This is a genomic window from Streptantibioticus cattleyicolor NRRL 8057 = DSM 46488 (assembly GCF_000240165.1).
Taxonomy (GTDB): Bacteria; Actinomycetota; Actinomycetes; order Streptomycetales; family Streptomycetaceae; genus Streptantibioticus; species Streptantibioticus cattleyicolor.
Genome location: NC_017586.1, coordinates 1,166,081 through 1,185,829, shown reverse-complemented (window position 1 = coordinate 1,185,829; position 19,749 = coordinate 1,166,081). Strand labels below are relative to the sequence as shown.

The 19,749-nt window shown below is 72.8% G+C and carries 19 protein-coding genes; 13 read left to right on the top strand and 6 right to left on the bottom strand.

Going from position 1 to position 19,749, the window contains the following annotated elements; all coding sequences use genetic code 11:
• Positions 1-82 precede the first annotated feature (82 nt).
• Positions 83-1,447, top strand: coding sequence for a type I glutamate--ammonia ligase (locus SCATT_RS05020; RefSeq protein ID WP_014141851.1), 1,365 nt, complete (start codon positions 83-85; stop codon positions 1,445-1,447).
• Positions 1,447-2,571 (top strand): amidohydrolase family protein, encoded by a 1,125-nt coding sequence (locus SCATT_RS05015; protein WP_014141850.1) that lies wholly within the window; start codon positions 1,447-1,449, stop codon positions 2,569-2,571. The genes SCATT_RS05020 and SCATT_RS05015 overlap by 1 nt, the downstream gene beginning before the upstream one ends.
• On the opposite strand, the gene SCATT_RS05010 is transcribed toward SCATT_RS05015, so the two are convergent.
• The 3 genes from SCATT_RS05010 to SCATT_RS05000 all read right to left on the bottom strand — a co-directional run bounded on the left by SCATT_RS05010 (position 2,545) and on the right by SCATT_RS05000 (position 5,289).
• Entirely contained in the window at positions 2,545-3,522 is a 978-nt protein-coding gene (locus SCATT_RS05010; RefSeq protein WP_014141849.1) for a COX15/CtaA family protein, read from the bottom strand. The genes SCATT_RS05015 and SCATT_RS05010 overlap by 27 nt on opposite strands.
• 82 nt (positions 3,523-3,604) lie before the next feature.
• Positions 3,605-4,321 carry an ABC transporter permease gene (locus tag SCATT_RS05005; RefSeq protein ID WP_202446966.1) on the bottom strand — a complete coding sequence of 239 codons (717 nt, stop codon included), beginning with the start codon at positions 4,319-4,321 and terminating at the stop codon, positions 3,605-3,607.
• A 41-nt stretch (positions 4,322-4,362) separates the two neighbouring features.
• Complete coding sequence (locus SCATT_RS05000; protein ID WP_014141847.1) at positions 4,363-5,289, bottom strand: ABC transporter ATP-binding protein; 927 nt, start codon at positions 5,287-5,289, stop codon at positions 4,363-4,365.
• A gap of 146 nt (positions 5,290-5,435) precedes the next feature.
• On the opposite strand from SCATT_RS05000, the gene SCATT_RS04995 reads away from it, so the two are divergent.
• The 9 genes from SCATT_RS04995 to dapD all read left to right on the top strand — a co-directional run bounded on the left by SCATT_RS04995 (position 5,436) and on the right by dapD (position 13,184).
• The gene (locus SCATT_RS04995) at positions 5,436-6,251 is read left to right on the top strand and encodes a helix-turn-helix transcriptional regulator (protein WP_014141846.1); all 816 of its coding nucleotides are present in this window, start codon (positions 5,436-5,438) and stop codon (positions 6,249-6,251) included.
• Complete coding sequence (sufB, locus tag SCATT_RS04990; RefSeq protein WP_014627519.1) at positions 6,248-7,669, top strand: Fe-S cluster assembly protein SufB; 1,422 nt, start codon at positions 6,248-6,250, stop codon at positions 7,667-7,669. The genes SCATT_RS04995 and sufB overlap by 4 nt, the downstream gene beginning before the upstream one ends.
• A 69-nt stretch (positions 7,670-7,738) precedes the next feature.
• Positions 7,739-8,908: a Fe-S cluster assembly protein SufD gene (gene sufD / locus SCATT_RS04985; RefSeq protein WP_014141844.1), complete on the top strand. Its 1,170-nt coding sequence runs from the start codon at positions 7,739-7,741 to the stop codon at positions 8,906-8,908.
• Complete coding sequence (locus SCATT_RS04980) at positions 8,905-9,222, top strand: bifunctional 3-phenylpropionate/cinnamic acid dioxygenase ferredoxin subunit (RefSeq protein WP_014141843.1); 318 nt, start codon at positions 8,905-8,907, stop codon at positions 9,220-9,222. The genes sufD and SCATT_RS04980 overlap by 4 nt, the downstream gene beginning before the upstream one ends.
• Before the next feature lie 7 nt (positions 9,223-9,229).
• Positions 9,230-9,994 (top strand): Fe-S cluster assembly ATPase SufC, encoded by a 765-nt coding sequence (sufC, locus tag SCATT_RS04975; protein WP_014141842.1) that lies wholly within the window; start codon positions 9,230-9,232, stop codon positions 9,992-9,994.
• Positions 9,991-11,247 (top strand): cysteine desulfurase, encoded by a 1,257-nt coding sequence (locus SCATT_RS04970; protein ID WP_014141841.1) that lies wholly within the window; start codon positions 9,991-9,993, stop codon positions 11,245-11,247. Before sufC ends, SCATT_RS04970 begins: the two co-directional genes overlap by 4 nt.
• Before the next feature lie 14 nt (positions 11,248-11,261).
• Complete coding sequence (gene sufU, locus SCATT_RS04965) at positions 11,262-11,717, top strand: Fe-S cluster assembly sulfur transfer protein SufU (protein ID WP_014627518.1); 456 nt, start codon at positions 11,262-11,264, stop codon at positions 11,715-11,717.
• On the top strand, positions 11,714-12,046 hold the full coding sequence (locus SCATT_RS04960) for a metal-sulfur cluster assembly factor (protein WP_014141839.1): 333 nt from the start codon (positions 11,714-11,716) through the stop codon (positions 12,044-12,046). Before sufU ends, SCATT_RS04960 begins: the two co-directional genes overlap by 4 nt.
• 142 nt (positions 12,047-12,188) lie before the next feature.
• Positions 12,189-13,184 (top strand): 2,3,4,5-tetrahydropyridine-2,6-dicarboxylate N-succinyltransferase, encoded by a 996-nt coding sequence (gene dapD, locus SCATT_RS04955; protein ID WP_014141838.1) that lies wholly within the window; start codon positions 12,189-12,191, stop codon positions 13,182-13,184.
• A gap of 51 nt (positions 13,185-13,235) precedes the next feature.
• Here dapD and SCATT_RS04950 read toward each other — a convergent pair whose 3' ends face one another.
• Complete coding sequence (locus tag SCATT_RS04950; protein ID WP_014141837.1) at positions 13,236-13,784, bottom strand: DinB family protein; 549 nt, start codon at positions 13,782-13,784, stop codon at positions 13,236-13,238.
• 27 nt (positions 13,785-13,811) lie between these two features.
• Positions 13,812-15,629, bottom strand: coding sequence for an endonuclease/exonuclease/phosphatase family protein (locus SCATT_RS04945; protein WP_041824441.1), 1,818 nt, complete (start codon positions 15,627-15,629; stop codon positions 13,812-13,814).
• 538 nt (positions 15,630-16,167) lie between these two features.
• Here SCATT_RS04945 and SCATT_RS04940 point away from each other — a divergent pair.
• Positions 16,168-17,667: a hypothetical protein gene (locus SCATT_RS04940; protein WP_014141834.1), complete on the top strand. Its 1,500-nt coding sequence runs from the start codon at positions 16,168-16,170 to the stop codon at positions 17,665-17,667.
• 21 nt (positions 17,668-17,688) lie between these two features.
• Here SCATT_RS04940 and SCATT_RS04935 read toward each other — a convergent pair whose 3' ends face one another.
• Entirely contained in the window at positions 17,689-18,507 is an 819-nt protein-coding gene (locus SCATT_RS04935) for an NAD-dependent epimerase/dehydratase family protein (protein WP_014141833.1), read from the bottom strand.
• A 186-nt stretch (positions 18,508-18,693) separates the two neighbouring features.
• Between SCATT_RS04935 and SCATT_RS04930 the strand changes: the two genes are divergently transcribed.
• Complete coding sequence (locus SCATT_RS04930; RefSeq protein WP_014141832.1) at positions 18,694-19,632, top strand: 5-dehydro-4-deoxyglucarate dehydratase; 939 nt, start codon at positions 18,694-18,696, stop codon at positions 19,630-19,632.
• Positions 19,633-19,749 lie beyond the last annotated feature (117 nt).

Below are 19,749 nucleotides of genomic sequence, written 5' to 3'. Positions count from 1 at the left end.
ACCCGACCGGGCCCCGCGCCGTTAGCACCATGGACGCGGCCGGATCACCGGAGGCGTCGGCGAGTGGCGGAGGGCAGAGGCGATGGACACCGGTGGCGCACGGGAGCGGGCACGGCAGCACGCCCACGAGCAGGCGGCGCGGCTCGCCGCCGAAGGGGTCGACGCGGTCGCGCTGACCTGGGTCGACAACGCCGGGATCACCCGGGTCAAGGGGATCCCGGCGAGCCGGCTGCCGCACGTCGCCCGGCACGGCGTCGGCATGTCGCCGATCTTCGACGTCTACACCTCCGACGACGCCGTCGCCCCCTCCCCGCACCTCGGCGGACCCGACGGCGACCTGCGGCTCCTGCCCGACCTGCGGCGGCTGACCGTGCTCGCCGCCCAGCCCGGCTGGGCCTGGGCCCCGGTGGACCGGTACGACCAGCGCGGCGCCGTCCACCCCGCCTGCCAGCGCGGCTTCGCCCGCCGGATGGCCGACCGCGCCGCCGCCGAGGGCATCGCGGTCACCATGGGCTTCGAGACCGAATGGCTCGCCGCCGAACCCGGCCCCGACGACCCGGTGGTCCCGGCCGGCCACGGCCCCGCCTACGGCATGACCAGGGTGGTGCATCACTCCGGCTACCTGCGCGAGGTCTTCACCGCGCTCGCCGCCGAGCACGTCGAGGTGCTCCAGATCCACCCCGAGTACACCCCCGGCCAGTTCGAGGTCTCCACCGCCCCCGCCGACCCGGTGGCCGCCGCCGACGACCTGGTGCTGGTCCGCGAGACGGTACGGGCGGTCACCGTCCGGCACGGCCTGCGCGCCAGCTTCGCCCCGGTGGTGGTGGCCGGCCAGGTCGGCAACGGCTGCCATCTGCACGTCGGGCTGCGCGCCACCGCCGACGGCACCGACCTGCTGCGCGACGGAACCGGCCGGTACGGGATGACCCCGACCGGGGAGGCGTTCCTGGCCGGGGTGGTGGACGCGCTGCCGGCGCTGCTGGCCGTCGGCGCCCCCTCACCGGTCAGCGGGGCGCGGCTGATCCCCTCGCACTGGGCCGGCGCCTTCCAGTGCTGGGGGCTGGAGAACCGGGAGGCCGCGCTGCGCTTCGTGGCCGGCCCGCCCGACGAGCCCGGCAGCGCCAACGCCGAGGTCAAGTGCTTCGACGCCGCCGCCAACCCGTACCTGGTCACCGGTGCCGTGATCGCCGCCGGGCTGGCCGGGGTGGCGGCCGGGCTCACCCTGCCGGAACCGGTCGCCGGCGACCCCGTCCACCACCCCGGAGCGGTCCGGCTGCCCGGCACCCTGACCGAGGCCGCCGACCGGCTGGCGGCCCACCCGGTGCTCGCCGAGGCGCTGGGGGAGGTGCTGCTCGGCGCGGTGCTGGCGGTACGGCGGGCGGAGGCCGCGCAGTTCGAGGGGCACAGCCCGGAGAAGATCGCCGCGGCCGTCCGGTGGCGCTACTGATGGACGCGCTGCCGCCCCTGGTCGACCACCACTGCCACGGCGTGGTCCGCGGCGACCTCGGACTCGCCTCGTTCGAGCTGCTGCTGACCGAGGCCGCCGCCCCGGCCGCCGCCGGCACCACCTACTTCGACACCCAGACCGGCTTCGCGGTACGCCGCTGGTGCCCGCCGCTGCTCGGGCTGGAGGCGCACTGCCCGCCCGCCCACTACCTGGCCCGCCGCCGCGAACTGGGCGCCTACGAGGTCACCCGGCGGCTGCTGCGTTCCACCGGGATCGGCACCTACCTGGTGGACACCGGCATCCCCGGCGACCTGACGACCCCGGACGAGCTGGCCGCGGCCGGCGACGCCCGGGCCCGCGAGGTGGTCCGCCTGGAGACCCTGGCGGAACGGGCCGCCGACGCCGCCGCCACCCCGGCCGCCTTCGTCACCGCCTTCGCCGAGGCCGTCCACACCGCGTCCCGCACGGCGGTCGCCTTCAAGTCGGTGGCCGCCTACCGCCACGGGCTGGCGCTGGAGCCGAGCGCGCCGGGGCCGGCCGAGGTACGGCTGGCCGCCGCCGACTGGCTCGCCGGGCGGGCCGCCGGAGCCCGGCTGCGCGACCCCGTCCTCCTGCGCCACCTGCTGTGGAGCGCGGTGGCCACCGGGCTGCCGCTGCAACTGCACACCGGCTTCGGCGACCCCGACCTGCGGCTGGACCACGCCGACCCGGCGCTCCTCACCGACTTCGCCAAGGCCACCGACGGCCTCGGCACCGACCTGGTGCTGCTGCACGGCTACCCCTACCACCGGCAGGCCGCCTACCTGGCCAACGTCTTCCCGCACGTCCACGCCGACGTCGGCCTCGCCCTGACCCACACCGGCGCCCGGGCCGAGGCCGTCCTCGCCGAGGTGCTGGAGCTGGTGCCCTTCGGCAAGCTGCTGTTCTCCACCGACGCCTACGGCCTGCCCGAGCTGTACGTGGTCGGGGTGCGGCTGTACACCAGGGCGCTGGAGCGGCTGCTGGCCGGATGGGTGGACGAGGGCGCCTGGTCGCGGCAGGACGCGCGGCGGGTGGCCGGGATGGTCTCGGCCGGCAACGCCCGCCGGCTCTACCGGCTACCGGACCCCGGCCGGGACCGCTGACTCCTGGGCCGGCAGCTCGGTGCCGGCCGGGGCCTCGGGGCGCTCCCGCAGCGCCAGCGGCACCCGCAGCACCGCGATCCACACCAGCGCCGACCCCAGCATGTGCACGCCCACCACGACCGACGGCAGCCCGGTGAAGTACTGCACGTACCCGATCACGCCCTGGGCCATCAGCACGGCGAACAGCTCCACCACCCGCCGCCGGGCCGGCGCCGGGGCGCTCACCGCCCGCAGCACGAACCACAGCGCCACGGTGAGCCCCACCACGATGTACACCAGGTCCACGTGGAGCTGGGTGATCTCCCGCCAGTTGACCGGGATCCGGTGCACATGGCGGGCGTCACCGGCGTGCGGACCGGCACCGGTGACCACGGTGCCGACGACGATCAGCGCCCCCGACGCCGCCGCCAGCACCCAGGACAGCTGCCGCACCGGGCGGGCCGTGAGCTCCCGCACTGGACCGTCGCCCTCGCGGGTGCGCTGCCACATCACCACCGACACCGTCAGCAGCGCGCTGGACAGCAGGAAGTGCGACCCCACCACGTAGGGGTTGAGCCCGGTGAGCACCACGATGCCGCCGAGCACCGCGTTGCCCATCACGATCCAGAACTGCGCCCACCCCAGCCGGGTCAGCTCACGCCGCCACGGATCCCGGGACCGCGCCGCCACGATGGCCAGGCCGACGATGGCGCACAGCACGTAGGTGAGCATCCGGTTGGTGAACTCGATGGCGCCGTTGATGCCCATCGCCGGGGTGGGCGTCAGGCTCTCCGGGGTGCACGTCGGCCAGGTCGAGCAGCCGAGTCCGGACTGGGTCAGCCGGACCACGCCGCCGGTGACCACGATGATCACGGCCATCACGACGGTGGCCAGCGCGGCCCGCTCGACCAGCTTGCGGGAGGGCTGCCACCGCTCGGCGACGAGGACGAACGGGTTGAGTGTCTTGGGCACCCGACCATCGTAGGCCGACGCTTGTGCGCGTTTTCACGAGGGGGTGGCGTGGCGCGCCCGGGCTACTCCCGGCGCGCCCGGGCTACTCCCAGCGGAAGAGGCGGCCCGCCGCGGCGAGCCCCAGCACCGCCCACACCGCCAGGATCCCGGCGTCCCCCCACGGCATCCCGGCGCCGTCCCGCAGCACCGCGCGCAGGCCGTCGGAGAGCGCAGAGATCGGCAGCAGATGGAGCACCGAGGCGAACGCGTGCGGGAACTTCGACAGCGGCACGATCACCCCGCCGCCGACCAGCAGCAGCAGGAAGACCAGGTTGGCCGCGGCCAGCGTGGCCTCCGCCTTCAGCGTGCCCGCCATCAGCAGCCCCAGCCCGGAGAACGCGGCGGTGCCCAGCACCAGCAGCACCACCACCCACACCGGGTCGCCGTGCGGCGACCAGCCCAGCGCCAGCGCCACCACGGTCAGCAGCACCACCTGGAGCACCTCGGTCACCAGCACCGAACCGGTCTTGGCGGTCATCAGCGCCCAGCGCGGCAGCGGCGAGGCGCCCAGCCGCTTGAGCACCCCGTACCGCCGCTCGAAGCCGGTGGCGATGGCCTGGCCGGTGAAGGCCGTGGACATCACCGCGAGCGCCAGCACGCCGGGGGCGAGGAAGTCCACCGCCTTGCCGGCCCCGGTGTCCACGATCCGCACCGCGCTGAAGAGCACCAGCAGCAGGGTGGGGATGACCACGGTCAGCAGCAGCTGCTCACCGTTGCGCAGCAGCATCCGGGTCTCCAGCGCCGTCTGGGCGCCGATCATCCGGGGCAGCGGGGCCGCGCCCGGCTTCGGGGAAAACGTGCTCACGAACGCAGCTCCTTGCCGGTCAGCTCCAGGAAGACGTCCTCCAGCGTGCGGCGCTCCACCGCGATCCGGTCGGGCATGACGCCGTGCTGGGCGCACCAGGAGGTGACGGTGGCCAGCAGCTGCGGATCGATCTTGCCCTCCACCCGGTAGCTGCCCGGGGCCGGCTCGGCCGCCGAGCTGTCCGCGGGCAGCGCGTTGAGCAGCGAGACCAGGTCGAGCCCGGGGCGGCCGGTGAACCGCAGCGTGCCCTCGGCGCCGCCGCGGCACAGCTCCTCCGGGGTGCCCTCGGCGATCACCCGGCCGCCGTCGATGATCGCCACCTGGTCCGCGAGCTGTTCCGCCTCGTCCATGAAGTGCGTGGTCAGCACGACGGTCACGCCGTCCGCCCGCAGCTCGCGGACGAGTTCCCAGGTGGCCCGGCGGGCCTGCGGGTCCAGCCCCGCGGTGGGCTCGTCGAGGAAGACCAGCTCGGGGCGGCCCACCACCGCCATGGCCAGCGCGAGGCGCTGCTGCTGCCCGCCGGAGAGCCGCCGGTACGGGGTGCGCCCGCAGCCGTCCAGGCCCAGCCGTTCGATCAGCATCGCCGGATCCAGCGGATGGGCGTGCAGCCGCGCGGTGTGGCGCAGCATCTCCTCGGCCCGGGCGCCCGGGTAGACGCCGCCGGACTGGAGCATCACCCCGATCCGCGGGCGCAGCGCCGCCGACTCGGCCACCGGGTCGAGCCCGAGGACCCGGACCGTACCGGCGTCGGGGCGGCGGTACCCCTCGCAGGTCTCGACGGTGGTGGTCTTTCCGGCGCCGTTGGGGCCGAGTACGGCGGTCAGCGTGCCGGGGGCGACGGACAGATCCAGCCCGTCGACCGCGACCTTGTCCCCGTACCGCTTGACCAGGCCGACGAGCTCGACCGCGGGGGTGCTTGGCATGGGGCGAGTCTAAGGAGGCACCGCGGCCGTCCCGCACCGGGGCGGGCGGCGGGGCCGAAGTGAGGCATGCCTTACGTGACGCAACGCACCGGGGATGATCCACTGCTCGCTTGTCGCGAGCGACGGAATTACGCAACAATGGCGTTGTGAAATACAAGGGCGAGGTAGCGCGGGAGACGACGGTCGCACCGGCCGCCGCTTCGGGTACGCCTGCCGTCGAGCCCGGCGAGGCCGAGGGCCAGCGCGGCACCCGCAACCGGGTCGCCCGCTCCATCCTCGATCACGGCCCGTCCACCGCGGCCGACCTCGCCGAACGCCTCGCGCTCACCCCGGCGGCCGTTCGCCGGCACCTTGACGCGCTCGTCGCCGAGGGTATCGTCGAGCCGCGTGACCAGCGGGTCTACGGCTCCCGTTCGCGGGGCCGGCCGGCCAAGGTCTTCGCCCTCACCGACTGCGGCCGGGACGCCTTCTACCAGGCGTACGACCAGCTCGCCGCGGAGGCGCTGCGCTGGATCGCGCGCAGCGCGGGCGGCGGCGAGCGCGGTGAGGCCGCGGTCGCCGAGTTCGCCCGCGCCCGGGTCGCCGCCCAGGCCGAGCGGTACGCCGCGGCGCTCGCCGACGTACCTCCCGAGCAGCGGGTCCGGGCGCTCGCCGAGGCATTGACCGCGGACGGGTACGCTGCTACCACGCGCAGGGCGCCGGCCGTGGCCGGTCAGGCGCGCGATGCTGCGGGTGAGCAGCTCTGCCAGCATCACTGCCCGGTGGCGCACACCGCCGAGCAGTTCCCGCAGCTCTGCGAGGCGGAGGCCGAGGTCTTCTCCCGCCTGCTCGGGACCCATGTGCAGCGTCTGGCCACCATCGCCCACGGCGACGGGGTGTGCACGACGTTCGTTCCACAAGCCAACCACGCCAACGCATCTGCATCAGCATCTGCCAGCACGTCCGGGAGGAACCCCGCATGACTGCTCCTACGGAGACCACTCACCCGGAGCTCGAAGGCATCGGCACGTACGAGTACGGCTGGGCCGACACGGACGTGGCCGGCGCCTCCGCCCGGCGCGGGCTTTCCGAAGAGGTCGTCCGCGACATCTCGGCGAAGAAGAACGAGCCGGAGTGGATGCTGAAGCTGCGCCTGAAGGGGCTCGGGCTCTTCGCGAAGAAGCCCATGCCGACCTGGGGCTCGGACCTGTCGGACATCGACTTCGACAACATCAAGTACTTCGTGCGCTCCACCGAGAAGCAGGCGGAGTCCTGGGAAGAGCTGCCCGAGGACATCAAGAACACCTACGACAAGCTGGGCATCCCCGAGGCCGAGAAGCAGCGCCTGGTCGCCGGTGTGGCCGCCCAGTACGAGTCCGAGGTGGTCTACCACAAGATCCGTGAGGACCTTGAGGAGCAGGGCGTCATCTTCCTGGACACCGACACCGGTCTGCGCGAGCACCCGGAGCTGTTCCAGGAGTACTTCGGCACCGTGATCCCGGCCGGTGACAACAAGTTCGCCGCGCTCAACACGGCGGTGTGGTCCGGCGGTTCGTTCATCTACGTGCCGAAGGGCGTGCACGTGGAGATCCCGCTCCAGGCGTACTTCCGGATCAACACCGAGAACATGGGCCAGTTCGAGCGGACCCTGATCATCGTCGACGAGGGCGCCTACGTGCACTACGTCGAGGGCTGCACCGCGCCGATCTACAAGTCGGACTCGCTGCACTCGGCGGTCGTGGAGATCATCGTCAAGAAGAACGCCCGGTGCCGTTACACGACCATCCAGAACTGGTCCAACAACGTGTACAACCTGGTGACCAAGCGCGCCGTGGCCTACGAGGGCGCCACCATGGAGTGGGTCGACGGCAACATCGGCTCCAAGGTCACCATGAAGTACCCGGCCGTCTACCTGATGGGCGAGCACGCCAAGGGCGAGACGCTCTCGATCGCGTTCGCCGGCGCCGGCCAGCACCAGGACGCGGGCGCCAAGATGGTGCACATGGCCCCCAACACCTCCTCCAACATCGTCTCCAAGTCGGTGGCCCGGGGCGGTGGCCGCACCTCCTACCGGGGTCTGATCGAGATCGGCGAGGGCGCCCAGGGCGCCAAGTCCAACGTGCTGTGCGACGCGCTGCTGGTGGACACCATCTCCCGTTCGGACACCTACCCCTACGTGGACGTCCGCGAGGACGACGTCTCCATGGGCCACGAGGCGACGGTCTCCAAGGTCAGCGAGGACCAGCTCTTCTACCTGATGAGCCGCGGCCTGACCGAGCAGGAGGCGATGGCGATGATCGTCCGTGGTTTCGTGGAGCCCATCGCGCGCGAGCTGCCGATGGAGTACGCCCTGGAACTGAACCGGCTGATCGAGCTCCAGATGGAAGGCGCGGTCGGCTGACCGGCCCGGCCCGAAGCCAGCAGCGTTCCCAGGCGACGTTCCCAACCGAGAGAGAGCAGTACGACAGCCATGGCTGAAACCCTTCCGGCCGGCAGCACCACCGAGGGTGCGATCCAGGTCGGCCAGCCCGCCGACGCGCGGGTCGGCGCCGCCCCGTCCTACGACGTGGCCGACTTCCCCGTGCCCACCGGGCGCGAGGAGGACTGGCGGTTCACGCCGCTGGAGCGGCTGCGCGGCCTGCACGACGGCACCGCCGAGGCCACCGGCGCCCCGCGGATCGAGGTGACCGCCCCGGACGGCGTCACCGTGGAGACCGTGGACCGCGCCGACGCCCGGCTGGGCAAGGCCGGCAAGCCCGTCGACCGGGTGGTGGCCCAGGCGTACAGCTCTTTCGAGAAGGCCTCGGTGGTCTCCATCCCCAAGGAGACCGTGCTCACCGAGCCGGTGCGGATCTCGGTGCACGGCGAGGGCGGCACCGCCTTCGGCCACCTGCTGGTCGAGGTCGGCGCCTTCGCCGAGGCCGTGGTGGTCCTCGACCACACCGGTGACCTCACGCTCGCCGCCAACGTCGAGTACGTCGTCGGCGAGGGCGCCAAGGTCACCGTGGTCTCGGTGCAGGACTGGGACGACACCGCGGTGCACGTCGCCCAGCACACCGCGCTGGTCGGCCGGGACGCCACCTTCAAGTCGGTGATCGTCACCTTCGGCGGCGACCTGGTCCGCCTCCACCCGCGGGTGGTCTACGCGGCCCCCGGCGGCGAGGCCGAACTGTACGGCCTGTACTTCACCGAGGGCGGCCAGCACCAGGAGCACCGGCTCTTCATCGACCACGACACCCCGCACTGCCGCAGCAACGTCGCCTACAAGGGCGCGCTGCAGGGCAAGGACGCGCACGCGGTGTGGATCGGCGACGTGCTCATCCGCGCGGCGGCCCAGGGCACCGACACCTACGAGCTCAACCGCAACCTGGTGCTCACCGACGGCGCCCGGGTCGACTCGGTCCCCAACCTGGAGATCGAGACCGGTGAGATCGTCGGCGCCGGCCACGCCTCGGCCACCGGCCGCTTCGACGACGAGCAGCTCTTCTACCTGATGGCCCGCGGCATCCCGGCGAAGGAGGCCCGGCGCCTGGTGGTCCTCGGCTTCTTCGCGGAACTGATCCAGCAGATCGGCCTCGCCGATCTGGAGGAGCGCCTGCTGGCGAAGATCGAGAAGGAGCTGGAGGAGTCCGTCGGATGAGTTTCGTACGTGCCTGCGCGCTGAGCGAGCTGGAGGACGACACCCCCAAGCGGGTGGAGCTCGACGGCACCCCGGTGTCCATCGTCCGCACCGAGGGCGAGATCTACGCGATCAACGACATCTGCTCGCACGCCAACGTCTCGCTGTCCGAGGGCGAGGTGGAGGACTGCCAGATCGAGTGCTGGCTGCACGGCTCCAGCTTCGACCTGCGCACCGGCAAGCCGTCCGGGCTGCCCGCCACGCGGCCCGTCCCCGTATACCCCGTCAAGATCGAAGGGGACGACGTGCTCGTCTCCGTCACCCAGGAGTCCTGAGGCACCCATGGCAACGCTTGAGATCCACGACCTGCACGTCTCCGTCGAGGCCGAGAACGGCCCGCGGGAGATCCTGCGCGGTGTCGACCTGACCGTGAAGCAGGGCGAGACCCACGCCATCATGGGCCCCAACGGCTCCGGCAAGTCGACCCTGGCCTACTCGCTGGCCGGCCACCCCAAGTACACGGTCACCGGCGGCACCGTCACCCTCGACGGTGAGGACGTGCTGGCGATGCCCGTCGACGAGCGGGCCCGGGCCGGTGTCTTCCTGGCCATGCAGTACCCGGTCGAGGTGCCGGGTGTGTCGGTCTCCAACTTCCTGCGCACCTCCGCCACCGCGGTGCGCGGCGAGGCCCCGAAGCTTCGCACCTGGGTGAAGGAGGTCAAGGAGGCCATGGAGGCGCTCCAGATCGACCCGTCCTTCGCCGAGCGCAATGTCAACGAGGGCTTCTCCGGCGGCGAGAAGAAGCGCCACGAGATCCTCCAGCTCGAACTGCTCAAGCCGAAGATCGCGATCCTCGACGAGACCGACTCCGGCCTGGACGTCGACGCGCTGCGCGTGGTCTCCGAGGGCGTCAACCGGGTCCACGGGACCGGCGAGGTCGGCACCCTGCTGATCACCCACTACACCCGCATCCTGCGCTACATCAAGCCCGACCACGTCCACGTCTTCGCCAAGGGCCGCATCGTCGAATCCGGCGGCGCCGAGCTCGCGGACAAGCTGGAGGAAGAGGGCTACGCGGCTTACGTGGAAGGCGGCGTATCCGAGTGACTCATCTGCCGGGCCTCCTCGACACCGAGGCGATCCGCAAGGACTTCCCGATCCTGGACCGCCGGATCCACGACGGCAAGAAGCTGGTGTACCTGGACAACGCGGCGACCTCGCAGAAGCCGCGCCAGGTGCTCGACGTCCTGGCCGAGTACTACGAGAACTACAACGCCAACGTCCACCGCGGCGTGCACGTCCTCGCCGAGGAGGCCACGGCCGGGTACGAGAGCGCGCGGGACAAGGTCGCCGCGTTCGTCAACGCCCCCAGCCGCGACGAGGTGATCTTCACCAAGAACGCCTCCGAGTCGCTCAACCTGGTGGCCAACATGCTCGGTTGGGCCGACGAGCCCTACCGGGTGGACCGCGGCACCGAGATAGTCATCACGGAGATGGAGCACCACTCCAACATCGTTCCGTGGCAGCTGCTCGCCCAGCGCACCGGCGCCAAGCTGAAGTGGTTCGGCCTGACCGACGACGGCCGGCTCGACCTGTCCGCCATCGACCAGGTGATCACCGAGAAGACCAAGGTCGTCTCGTTCGTGCTGGTCTCCAACATCCTGGGCACCGTCAACCCGGTCGAGGCGATCGTCCGGCGCGCCCAGGAGGTGGGCGCCCTGGTGGTGATCGACGCCTCGCAGGCCGCCCCGCACATGCCGCTGGACGTGCAGGCGCTCCAGGCCGACTTCGTCGCCTTCACCGGGCACAAGATGTGCGGTCCGACCGGCATCGGCGTGCTCTGGGGCCGCCAGGAGCTGCTGGAGGACCTGCCGCCGTTCCTGGGCGGCGGTGAGATGATCGAGACCGTCTCGATGCACTCGTCCACCTACGCCCCGGCGCCGCACAAGTTCGAGGCGGGCACCCCGCCGATCGCCCAGGCCATCGGGCTGGGCGCGGCCGTGGACTACCTGACCTCGATCGGCATGGAGAACATCGCCGCGCACGAGCACGCCATCACCACCTACGCGGTGGAACGCCTCTCCCAGGTGCCCGACCTGCGGATCATCGGCCCCACGACGGCCGAGGACCGGGGGGCGGCGATCTCCTTCACGCTGGGCGACATCCACCCGCACGACGTGGGCCAGGTCCTCGACGAACAGGGCATCGCGGTCCGGGTCGGCCACCACTGCGCCCGTCCGGTCTGCCTGCGGTACGGAATTCCGGCGACCACCCGGGCGTCGTTCTACCTGTACTCCACCCCGGCCGAGGTCGACGCGCTGGTCGCCGGGTTGGAACACGTGCGGAACTTCTTCGGCTGACGAAGGCGGGACTGGTGAAGCTGGATTCGATGTACCAGGACGTGATCCTGGACCACTACAAGCACCCGCACGGGCGTGGCCTGCGGGACGGGGACGCCGAGGTCCACCACGTCAACCCGACGTGCGGGGACGAGATCACGCTGCGCGTCCGGCTGGACGGCTCGGTGATCGCCGACGTCTCCTACGAGGGCCAGGGCTGTTCCATCAGCCAGGCGAGCGCCTCGGTCCTCAACGACCTGCTGGTCGGCAAGGAGATCGCGGACGCCCGCAAGGTCCAGGAGACGTTTCTGGAGCTGATGCAGTCCAAGGGCCGCATCGAACCGGACGACGCGATGGAAGAGGTGCTGGAGGACGCGGTGGCCTTCGCCGGTGTCTCCAAGTACCCGGCGCGGGTCAAGTGCGCGCTGCTGAGCTGGATGGCGTGGAAGGACGCGACCGCGCAGGCGCTGTCCGAAAGGAAGACGGCATGAGTGACGAGTCGGCGACCAAGCTCGCCTCCGAGGACGAGATCAAGGAGGCCCTGTACGACGTGGTCGACCCCGAGCTCGGGATCGACGTGGTCAACCTGGGCCTGATCTACGGCATCCACATCGACGACTCCAACGTCGTCACCCTCGACATGACGCTCACCTCGGCGGCCTGCCCGCTGACCGACGTCATCGAGGACCAGGCGCGCTCCGCCACCGAGGGCATCGTCGAGGACCTGAAGATCAACTGGGTCTGGATGCCGCCGTGGGGCCCCGACAAGATCACCGACGAGGGCCGCGAGCAGCTGCGGGCGCTGGGCTTCAACGTCTGACGCCGTCCGGCACGTCCCGGGCCCGTTCCGCGCCACCACGCGGGGCGGGCCCGTCGGCGTTCCCGGGGCATCCGGTGGAACCCGGATCCCGCGATCCGGGCCGGTTTAGCGTCACCGGACGGCACCGGCTAGCGTTCGTGCCATGACTGAAACGCCTACGACGGATACCCGCGCCACCGGAGCCGTTGCCGCCGGACTCGCCACCATCGCCGCCGACGGCACCGTCCTCGACACCTGGTTCCCGGCCCCCGAGCTGGCCGCCGAGGCGGGGCCGGCCGGGACCGAGCGGCTGTCCGCCGAGCGTGCCGCGGAACTGCTGGGCGAGGTGGCGCCGAAGGCCCTCGGCCCCGACCCGCGCCGCGGCGTCGAGGTGGTCGCGGTGCGCACCGTGATCTCCTCGCTGGACGACAAGCCGCTCGACACCCACGACATCTACCTGCGGCTGCACCTGCTCAGCCACCGCCTGGTGCGCCCCAACGGGCAGAACCTGGAAGGCATCTTCGGCCTGCTGGCCAACGTCGCCTGGACCTCGCTGGGCCCGGTGCCGGTGGACGCGATCGAGCGGGTCCGCCTCGCCGCCCGCGCCGAGGGCCTGCACCTCGCGGTGTACGGCGTCGACAAGTTCCCGCGGATGACCGACTACGTGGCCCCCGCCGGGGTGCGCATCGGCGACGCCGACCGGGTCCGGCTCGGTGCCCACCTCGCGTCCGGCACCACCGTGATGCACGAGGGCTTCGTCAACTACAACGCCGGCACCCTGGGCACCTCCATGGTCGAGGGACGCATCAGCCAGGGCGTCGTCGTCGGCGACGGCTCCGACATCGGCGGCGGCGCCTCGATCATGGGCACCCTGTCCGGCGGCGGCAAGCAGGTCGTCTCCATCGGCGAGCGCTGCCTGCTCGGCGCCGAGGCCGGCATCGGCATCTCGCTCGGCGACGACTGCGTGGTCGAGGCCGGCCTGTACGTCACCGCCGGCACCCGGGTCACCCTGCCGGACGGCGAGGTGGTCAAGGCCGTGCAGCTCTCCGGCGCGGCCAACCTGCTCTTCCGCCGCAACTCGGTCACCGGCACCGTCGAGGCACTGCCCCGCAGCGGCTCCTGGGGCGGCCTCAACGCCGCGCTGCACAGCCACAACTGACGCCCCGCGCAAGGCGGTACGCGGGTGCCCCCGGCCGGGGGCACCCGCGTGTCAGCCCCGCTCGGCGGCGGTCTCCTCGGCGATCAGCTCGAAGGACCCCTTGCCGTCCAGCGTCTCGCGGACGATGTCGGCGTGGCCGGCGTGCCGGGCCGCCTCCTGCACCAGGTGCAGCAGGATCCACCGCGCGGTGCGGGTGGTCCCCGGCGGGTACCAGGGACGGTCCGGGAGCGTGACCGCCACCTCCAGCCCGGGCAGCGCCCGGACGATCCGCTCGGTCTCGCGCGCCACCGCCTCGTACGCCGCCAGCACCCCGGCCCCGGTCTCGTCGTCGGCCAGCCGGTGGGCTTCGGGCCGGTGGGCCGACTCGCGGGGGAGCACGTCTGGAAGGCGGCCGTCGAGGACGCCGACCGTCCAGTAGCGTTCCACGTCCACGTTGTGCTTGAGCAGCCCGCCGATGGACAGGGCGCTCGCCGTGGGGGTCGCCCGCAACTGCTCCTCGGTGAGCCCGAGAGCGGCCCGGCGCAGCGCCGCCCGCTGCTCGGCGACGAACGTCAGCAGCGTCTCGCGCTCGTCGGGCCCCTCGCCCACGAACACCACCATCACCGGCCTCCTCGGCGTACGGACGTCTCAGGGACGGATGCGGACGATCTGCGGGTCGTGGTCGCTGGTCTGACCGGCGAACTCCGCGTTGATGTGTACCACGTCGTAGTCGGGGCGGTGGATCGCCGGGCTGGTCAGGATGTGGTCGAGGACCTGGGAGTTGCCCTGGTAGACGTAGGAGTAACGCTGGTCCGCCGGGAGGGAGTTCATCAGGTCGGTGAGCACGCCGCCGGCGGTGAGGGTCTTCAGGGCGCCGGAGAACTGGTAGTCGTTGAGGTCGCCGAGGGCGATCACATCGGCGTGCCGGTCGGCGGCGAGCAGCTTGGCGACGAAGTCGTGCTCGACCCGGGCCTGGCGGACGCGCTGGGTCTCGCTGGTGCGGGCCGGCGGCTGGAAGCGGCTGTCGAGGCCCTGGTCGCCGCCCTTGGAGTTGAAGTGGTTGGCGATCACGAAGACCGTGCGGCCGTGGAAGGAGAACTGGCCGGCGAGCGGCTTGCGACTGGTGGTCCAGGCGGCGTCGCCGGGCTCGATCCGGCCGGGGGAGGCGGTCAGCCGGGCGTGGCCGTGCTCGCGGGTCACCCCGACCGGGGTGGTGGCGTCACCGCCGGGGATGTCGGTGAAGGAGACCCGGGCCGGGTCGAAGAGGAAGACCTGCCGGATGTTGCCGCCGGGCTGGCCGCCGTCGGCGTCGTCGACCGGGTCGATCGAGCGCCAGTCGTAGGACGGGCCGCCCGCCGCCTTGACGGCCGCGACGAACTTGGCCACCGTGCGGTCGGCGGCCACCGTGCCGTCGTCGGCGGCGCCGCTGTTGTCCTGGATCTCCTCCAGGGCGACGATGTCGGGCGCGGCCAGGTTGGTGACGACGCCGGTGGCCAGCCGCTGGTACTTGGTGTCGCTGTCGCCGGGGGCCAGGTTCTCCACGTTGTAGGTGGCCACCGCCAGTTCGCCGCGCCGCTGCTTGCGGGTGACCTCCGGCTTCAGGCCGCCGGAGCGCAGGGTGCCCAGCGTGGTGGCGGCGATGGTGTATCCGCCGAACTGGTTGTAGTCCAGCGGGCCGGCGGTGGCGCCGGTGAGGGTGTCACCGGTGTTCGCCTGCGGGAAGGGCCGCTGGGCGAGCGGGATCAGCGACTGCACCTGGATGCGGCCGGAGTCGGGGTCCCGGTAGCCGGTGTAGACGGTGCCGCCGCGCGGGGTGGGGTGCTGCCGGGGCTTCGCGGTGACCCACAACTCGTGGTACGCGTCGGTGGGGCCCACCACCCGGGCGTCGTCCACCTCGACGTTCATGCCTTCCAGCGATTCGAAGCGGTCCAGGGCGTACTCGGCCGGACGCAGCGGAAGGTGCTCGATGCTGCCGCCGTGCGCGTCGGGCGCGTAGCGCGTGGGTATGTCGCGGCTGCGCAGCACCACCGGGGCCGGCACCGGGTTGCCGGAGGAGACCACGGTGACCTTCGGCCGGCTCAGCTCGGTGACGGACTGGCCGCCGTCCGAGGCGCCGCCGGGGTAGTACTCGGTCACCGTGGCATCCACGGTGACGCTGTCGCCGACCCGCACGGCGGGGGTGGCGGAGGTGAAGACGAAGACGCCCTCGCTGGTGGCCGGGTCGGCGTCCGGGTGCGGGTCCTGCATCCAGAACCCCTTGGACGAGCCGTAGCCGCGGACCCCGGTGACGATGCCGGATACCCCGGTCACGTCCCGGCCCGCGAACGGGGATATGCGGGTGGTGCCCTGGATGTCGTGGATCCGGATCGGGGCGGCCGACGCCTCGGGCACGGCGAGCAGCCCGGCGGCGAGCGCGGCGGCGCACAACGCGCCGATGGTGACCGGACCGCGCGGGTGTCTGCGCATCACGGAACGTCCTCCGTTGGCGGGGAGCAGAAGGCAGGGGAAGGGGGGACGGTTCCGCGGACGGGCCCCCTCTACGCGCGTCAATCTCCTTGGCTTGTCAGGGAGTTGTCAAGACAGGTGTGCGAAGCGAGGCAAGGCGGGCAGGTGAACAAACCGCCGCCCACCAGGGCGTGGCCGCCCGGGACCAGGGGGTGTCCCGCGGGGGGATGCCGCCCCGGCGCCTCGCGGTGCACCGCACCGGACGCCACCGCTCGCCGGGCGAACCGCCGGTGCCGACTCCGGTGCCGCCTCGTCCACGGTCTGCCCTGTCGCGACGCCTAGCCCGGCGTCTCGCGGCGTTGTCGGATCGGTCGGGCGGGCGCGGCTCGGGGGCCGATCCGGCGCCTCGCGGTGTACGGCACCGGTCGCCGCTCCTCGCCGGGCGAACCTCGGCCGACGCCGCACTAGGCTGTGCGTGTGGGCGGGCGGTCGCGTGGAGTCCGGGCGCCCGTACCGACCGTTACGTTCAGTGCCGAACCGTACGAGGAGAACCTTTCCCATGGCCGCTGACAGCCGCGACATGCCGCCGGTGCGGCTGCTCCCGGAAGCCGAACTCGCCCGACTGGTGCGGTCGGCGCCGCTGTTCGAACGGGCCGGGCGGCTCGCCCGTTGGGCGGCGCCCACGGTTCCGGTGGACGCCGACGGCACGCTGGGTGAGGCCGAACTCGCCCGGGCGGGCGCGGAGTTGGGGTCGGCGGAGGAGGTCGCGGAGGCGTGGGCGCTGGCGGTGGACACCGGTCTGGTGGAGATCGCGGCGGACGGTGACGGCGCCCCGGCGGCCGCCGCCCCCGGCAAGGCGCTGGAGCTGCTGGACGGCGGCGAGCCGGACGAGGTGCTGGGGCTGTGGCGCACCGGCGTCGACGCGGTGCTGGCGGAGATCGCCGCCGCCTCCTCGTCCGGGCTGTGGAGCGACGCGGAGGAGGACGACTGGCCCGCCGAGCGGTCCGGCAGCCCCGAGGAGGAGGCGGCCTTCCTCGACGGCGCCCTCGCCAACCTCTACCTGCTGACCGCCCTGGAGGAGCTGGAGCGGGCCGCGGCCACCGGGGTGCTCCCTGAGCCGGGTGCCGCCCCCGAGGTGCCGCTGCCGGTGCTCGCCGCCTCCCTGGTGGTCCCGGACGACATGGAGGTGCCCACCGACGCCGTGCTGGAGGAGGTCTCCGAGGCGATGATGCGCCTGGACGACCACTTCCGGCTGCTGATGCCCACCGGTCTGGTGGAGTACCGGCCGGTGGACGAGGCGCTCATCGCCGAGGAGGCCGAGGCCGCCGCCGGCGGTGGCGAACGCCCGGCCGACCCGGACGGCGACGGTCAGCCGGAGCTGGCCGAGGAGGAGGTCGCCCGGTACGGCATGGTGCGGCTGACCCCGCTCGGCGCGGCGGGGGTGCGCCGCCGGCTGCTGGACATCGGCGTGACCGCCCCCGTGGTCGGCGACCTCGCCGGGCAGAACGCCGACACCCTGCTGGACGCGCTGGTCACCTTCCCCGAACCGGCCGCGTACGCCGAGGCGGAGGCGTGGCTGGCTGGCCGCCAGGAGGTGGACGCCGCCCGCGAGCTGCTGGCCGCGGCGCGCGGTGACGGCCCCGACGCGCCCGCCCGGCGGCTCGCCTGCCAGCAGACCCTCAGCCGGCTCGGCACCGCCGCCGAACCGGCGTTGCGCGAGGTGCTCGACGACCGCCAGCTCGGCGGCCTGGCCCGGGTCTGGCTCACCGAGCGCGGCGCGGCCGACGTTCCGGCGCCGGACGCGGCGATGGTCTTCTGGCTCACCATCGACACCATCGCCGCCCAGCTCGACGTGGGCGACGACCCCGAGCCGCTGCGGGAACTCGTCCGCGACCTGGTCGACCGGCACGACGGCTTCTTCGACGCGGCCTGGCGGGTGGACCACCCGGCCACCGCCGACGTGCTGGAGGCGATGGGCCGGCTCCACCCGGACCGGGGCGCCGCCAAGGCGGCCCGCAAGGCCGCGTTCCGGGCGCGTTCGGTGGCCGACCGGGGCTGACCGGTCACCGGGCGGTTCCCGTCACCGTCCCCACCTGGGCGGGTCGGTGCAGAACTGCCCGCCCAGGAAGGCGTGTTCGGGCCGGGCCGGGTCGGGTTCGCCCTGCTCGGCGAGGAGCCGCGCGGCGAACGCCTCGGCGTCGTCGCGCGGTTGGTAGCCCAGCGCCCGGGCCGAGGAAAGGTCCCACCACAGCCGGGTGTTGGCGGAGCTGCCGTAGACCACGGTGTGGCCGACGTCCCCGGCGGTGAGCGCGGCGTGGAAGAGCCGGGCGCCGTCCGCGGGGCTGAGCCACACCGAGAGCATGCGCACGTCGGTCGGCTCGGGCTGGAGGGAGCCGATGCGCACCGAGACCGTCTCGACGCCGTACCGGTCCCAGTAGAGCGAGGCCAGGTCCTCGCCGAAGCACTTGGACAGGCCGTAGAAGGTGTCCGGGCGGTGCGGGGTGTCGACCGGGACCAGCGGGTCGTCCCCGGCCGGGCGCGGGGTGAAGCCGACCGCGTGGTTGCTGGAGGCGAGGACCACCCGCCGCACGCCCTCGGCGCGGACGGCCTCGTACAGGTGGTACGTGCCCTCGACGTTGGCGCGCAGGATCTCCGGGAAATCGGCCTCCAGGGAGATGCCGGCCAGGTGCAGCACGGCGTCGGTGCCGCGTACCGCCGCGCGCAGCGCCCCGGTGTCGGCGAGGTCCGCGGTGACCACCTCGGTGCCCTCCTCCGCGTCCTCGATCGGCACCACGTCCAGCAGGCGCAGCCGGTAGCCGTAGGACGGCAGCAGACGGCGCATCAGCGTTCCCACGCCGCCGGCGGCACCGGTCAGCAGGACGGTACGGGGAGCGGGCATGATGGATCCTCCATGCTTATACGTGGATGATGTTCAGAAGTATGTCCATCGCGGACCCCGCTGGAAAGGCACCGGAGCGGGCCACCGGGGTGCTTGACCGGCCTCCGGCGGCTGCCTTAGCGTGGCGTCGTTCACGAATGTGCACGCATGTCGCCTGACGGAACGCGCCGGACGGGGGTACCTCCGATGACCGCAGCGTCGCGCGGGCGCCTGAGGGACCTGAACGGCCCGCTGTTCTTCCCGGTCACCGCGTTCGCCCCGGACGGCGGGCTCGAACTGGACGCCTACCGGGCGCACGTGGGCGCCGGGGTGGCGGCGGGCGCCGGCGCGGTCTTCGCCTGCTGCGGCACCGGCGAGTTCCCCGCGCTCACCCCGGAGGAGTACCGCGACTGCGTGGCCGCCGCCGTACGGGCCACGCGGGGCCGGGTGCCGGTGGTGGCCGGCACCGGGTACGGCACCGGGCTCGCGCTGCGCTACGCCCGGCTCGCCGAAGCGGCCGGCGCCGACGGACTGCTGGCCATGCCCCCGTACCTGGTCACCGGCGACCAGGCGGGGCTGCTGCGCCACTACACCGCGCTGGCCGCCGGCACCGCGCTCGACATCGTCGTCTACCAGCGTGGCACCGCCGTCCTCACCCCCCGCACCGTGGTGGAACTCGCCCGCACCCCGGGCATCGCCGGCCTCAAGGACGGCCTGGGCGACCTGGAACTGATGCGGCGCATCGTCTCCGCGGTCCGCGATCAGGCCCCCGGCAGCGGCCTGCGCTACGTCAACGGCCTGCCCACCGCGGAACTGACCGCCCCCGCCTACCGGGGCATCGGCGTCCGCCTCTACTCCTCCGCCGTCTTCGGCTTCGCCCCCGAGATCGCCCTCGCCTTCCAGCGCGCCCTGACCGCCGGCGACACCACCACCGTCGGCCGGCTGCTCGACGGCTTCTACCGGCCGCTGGCCGAACTGCGCGACCAGGGCGAGGGATACGCCGTCTCGCTGGTCAAGGCGGCGGTACGGCTGCGCGGCTGCCCGGTCGGCGGGGTCCGTCCGCCGCTGTCCGACCCCACCGCCGCGCACCTGGCCGAACTGGGCGCGCTCATCGACCGCGGGCTGGCCCTGGCGGCGGAGGGCTGAGCGCGCTACGGGCCCGTGCCGAAGCTCTCCGCGCCCCCGGGAATCCCCGAGCGGATCTTGGACGTCTACCGTACGATCACGTCCGCCTGGCGCGACGTTACCGAAACCGACTCGGAG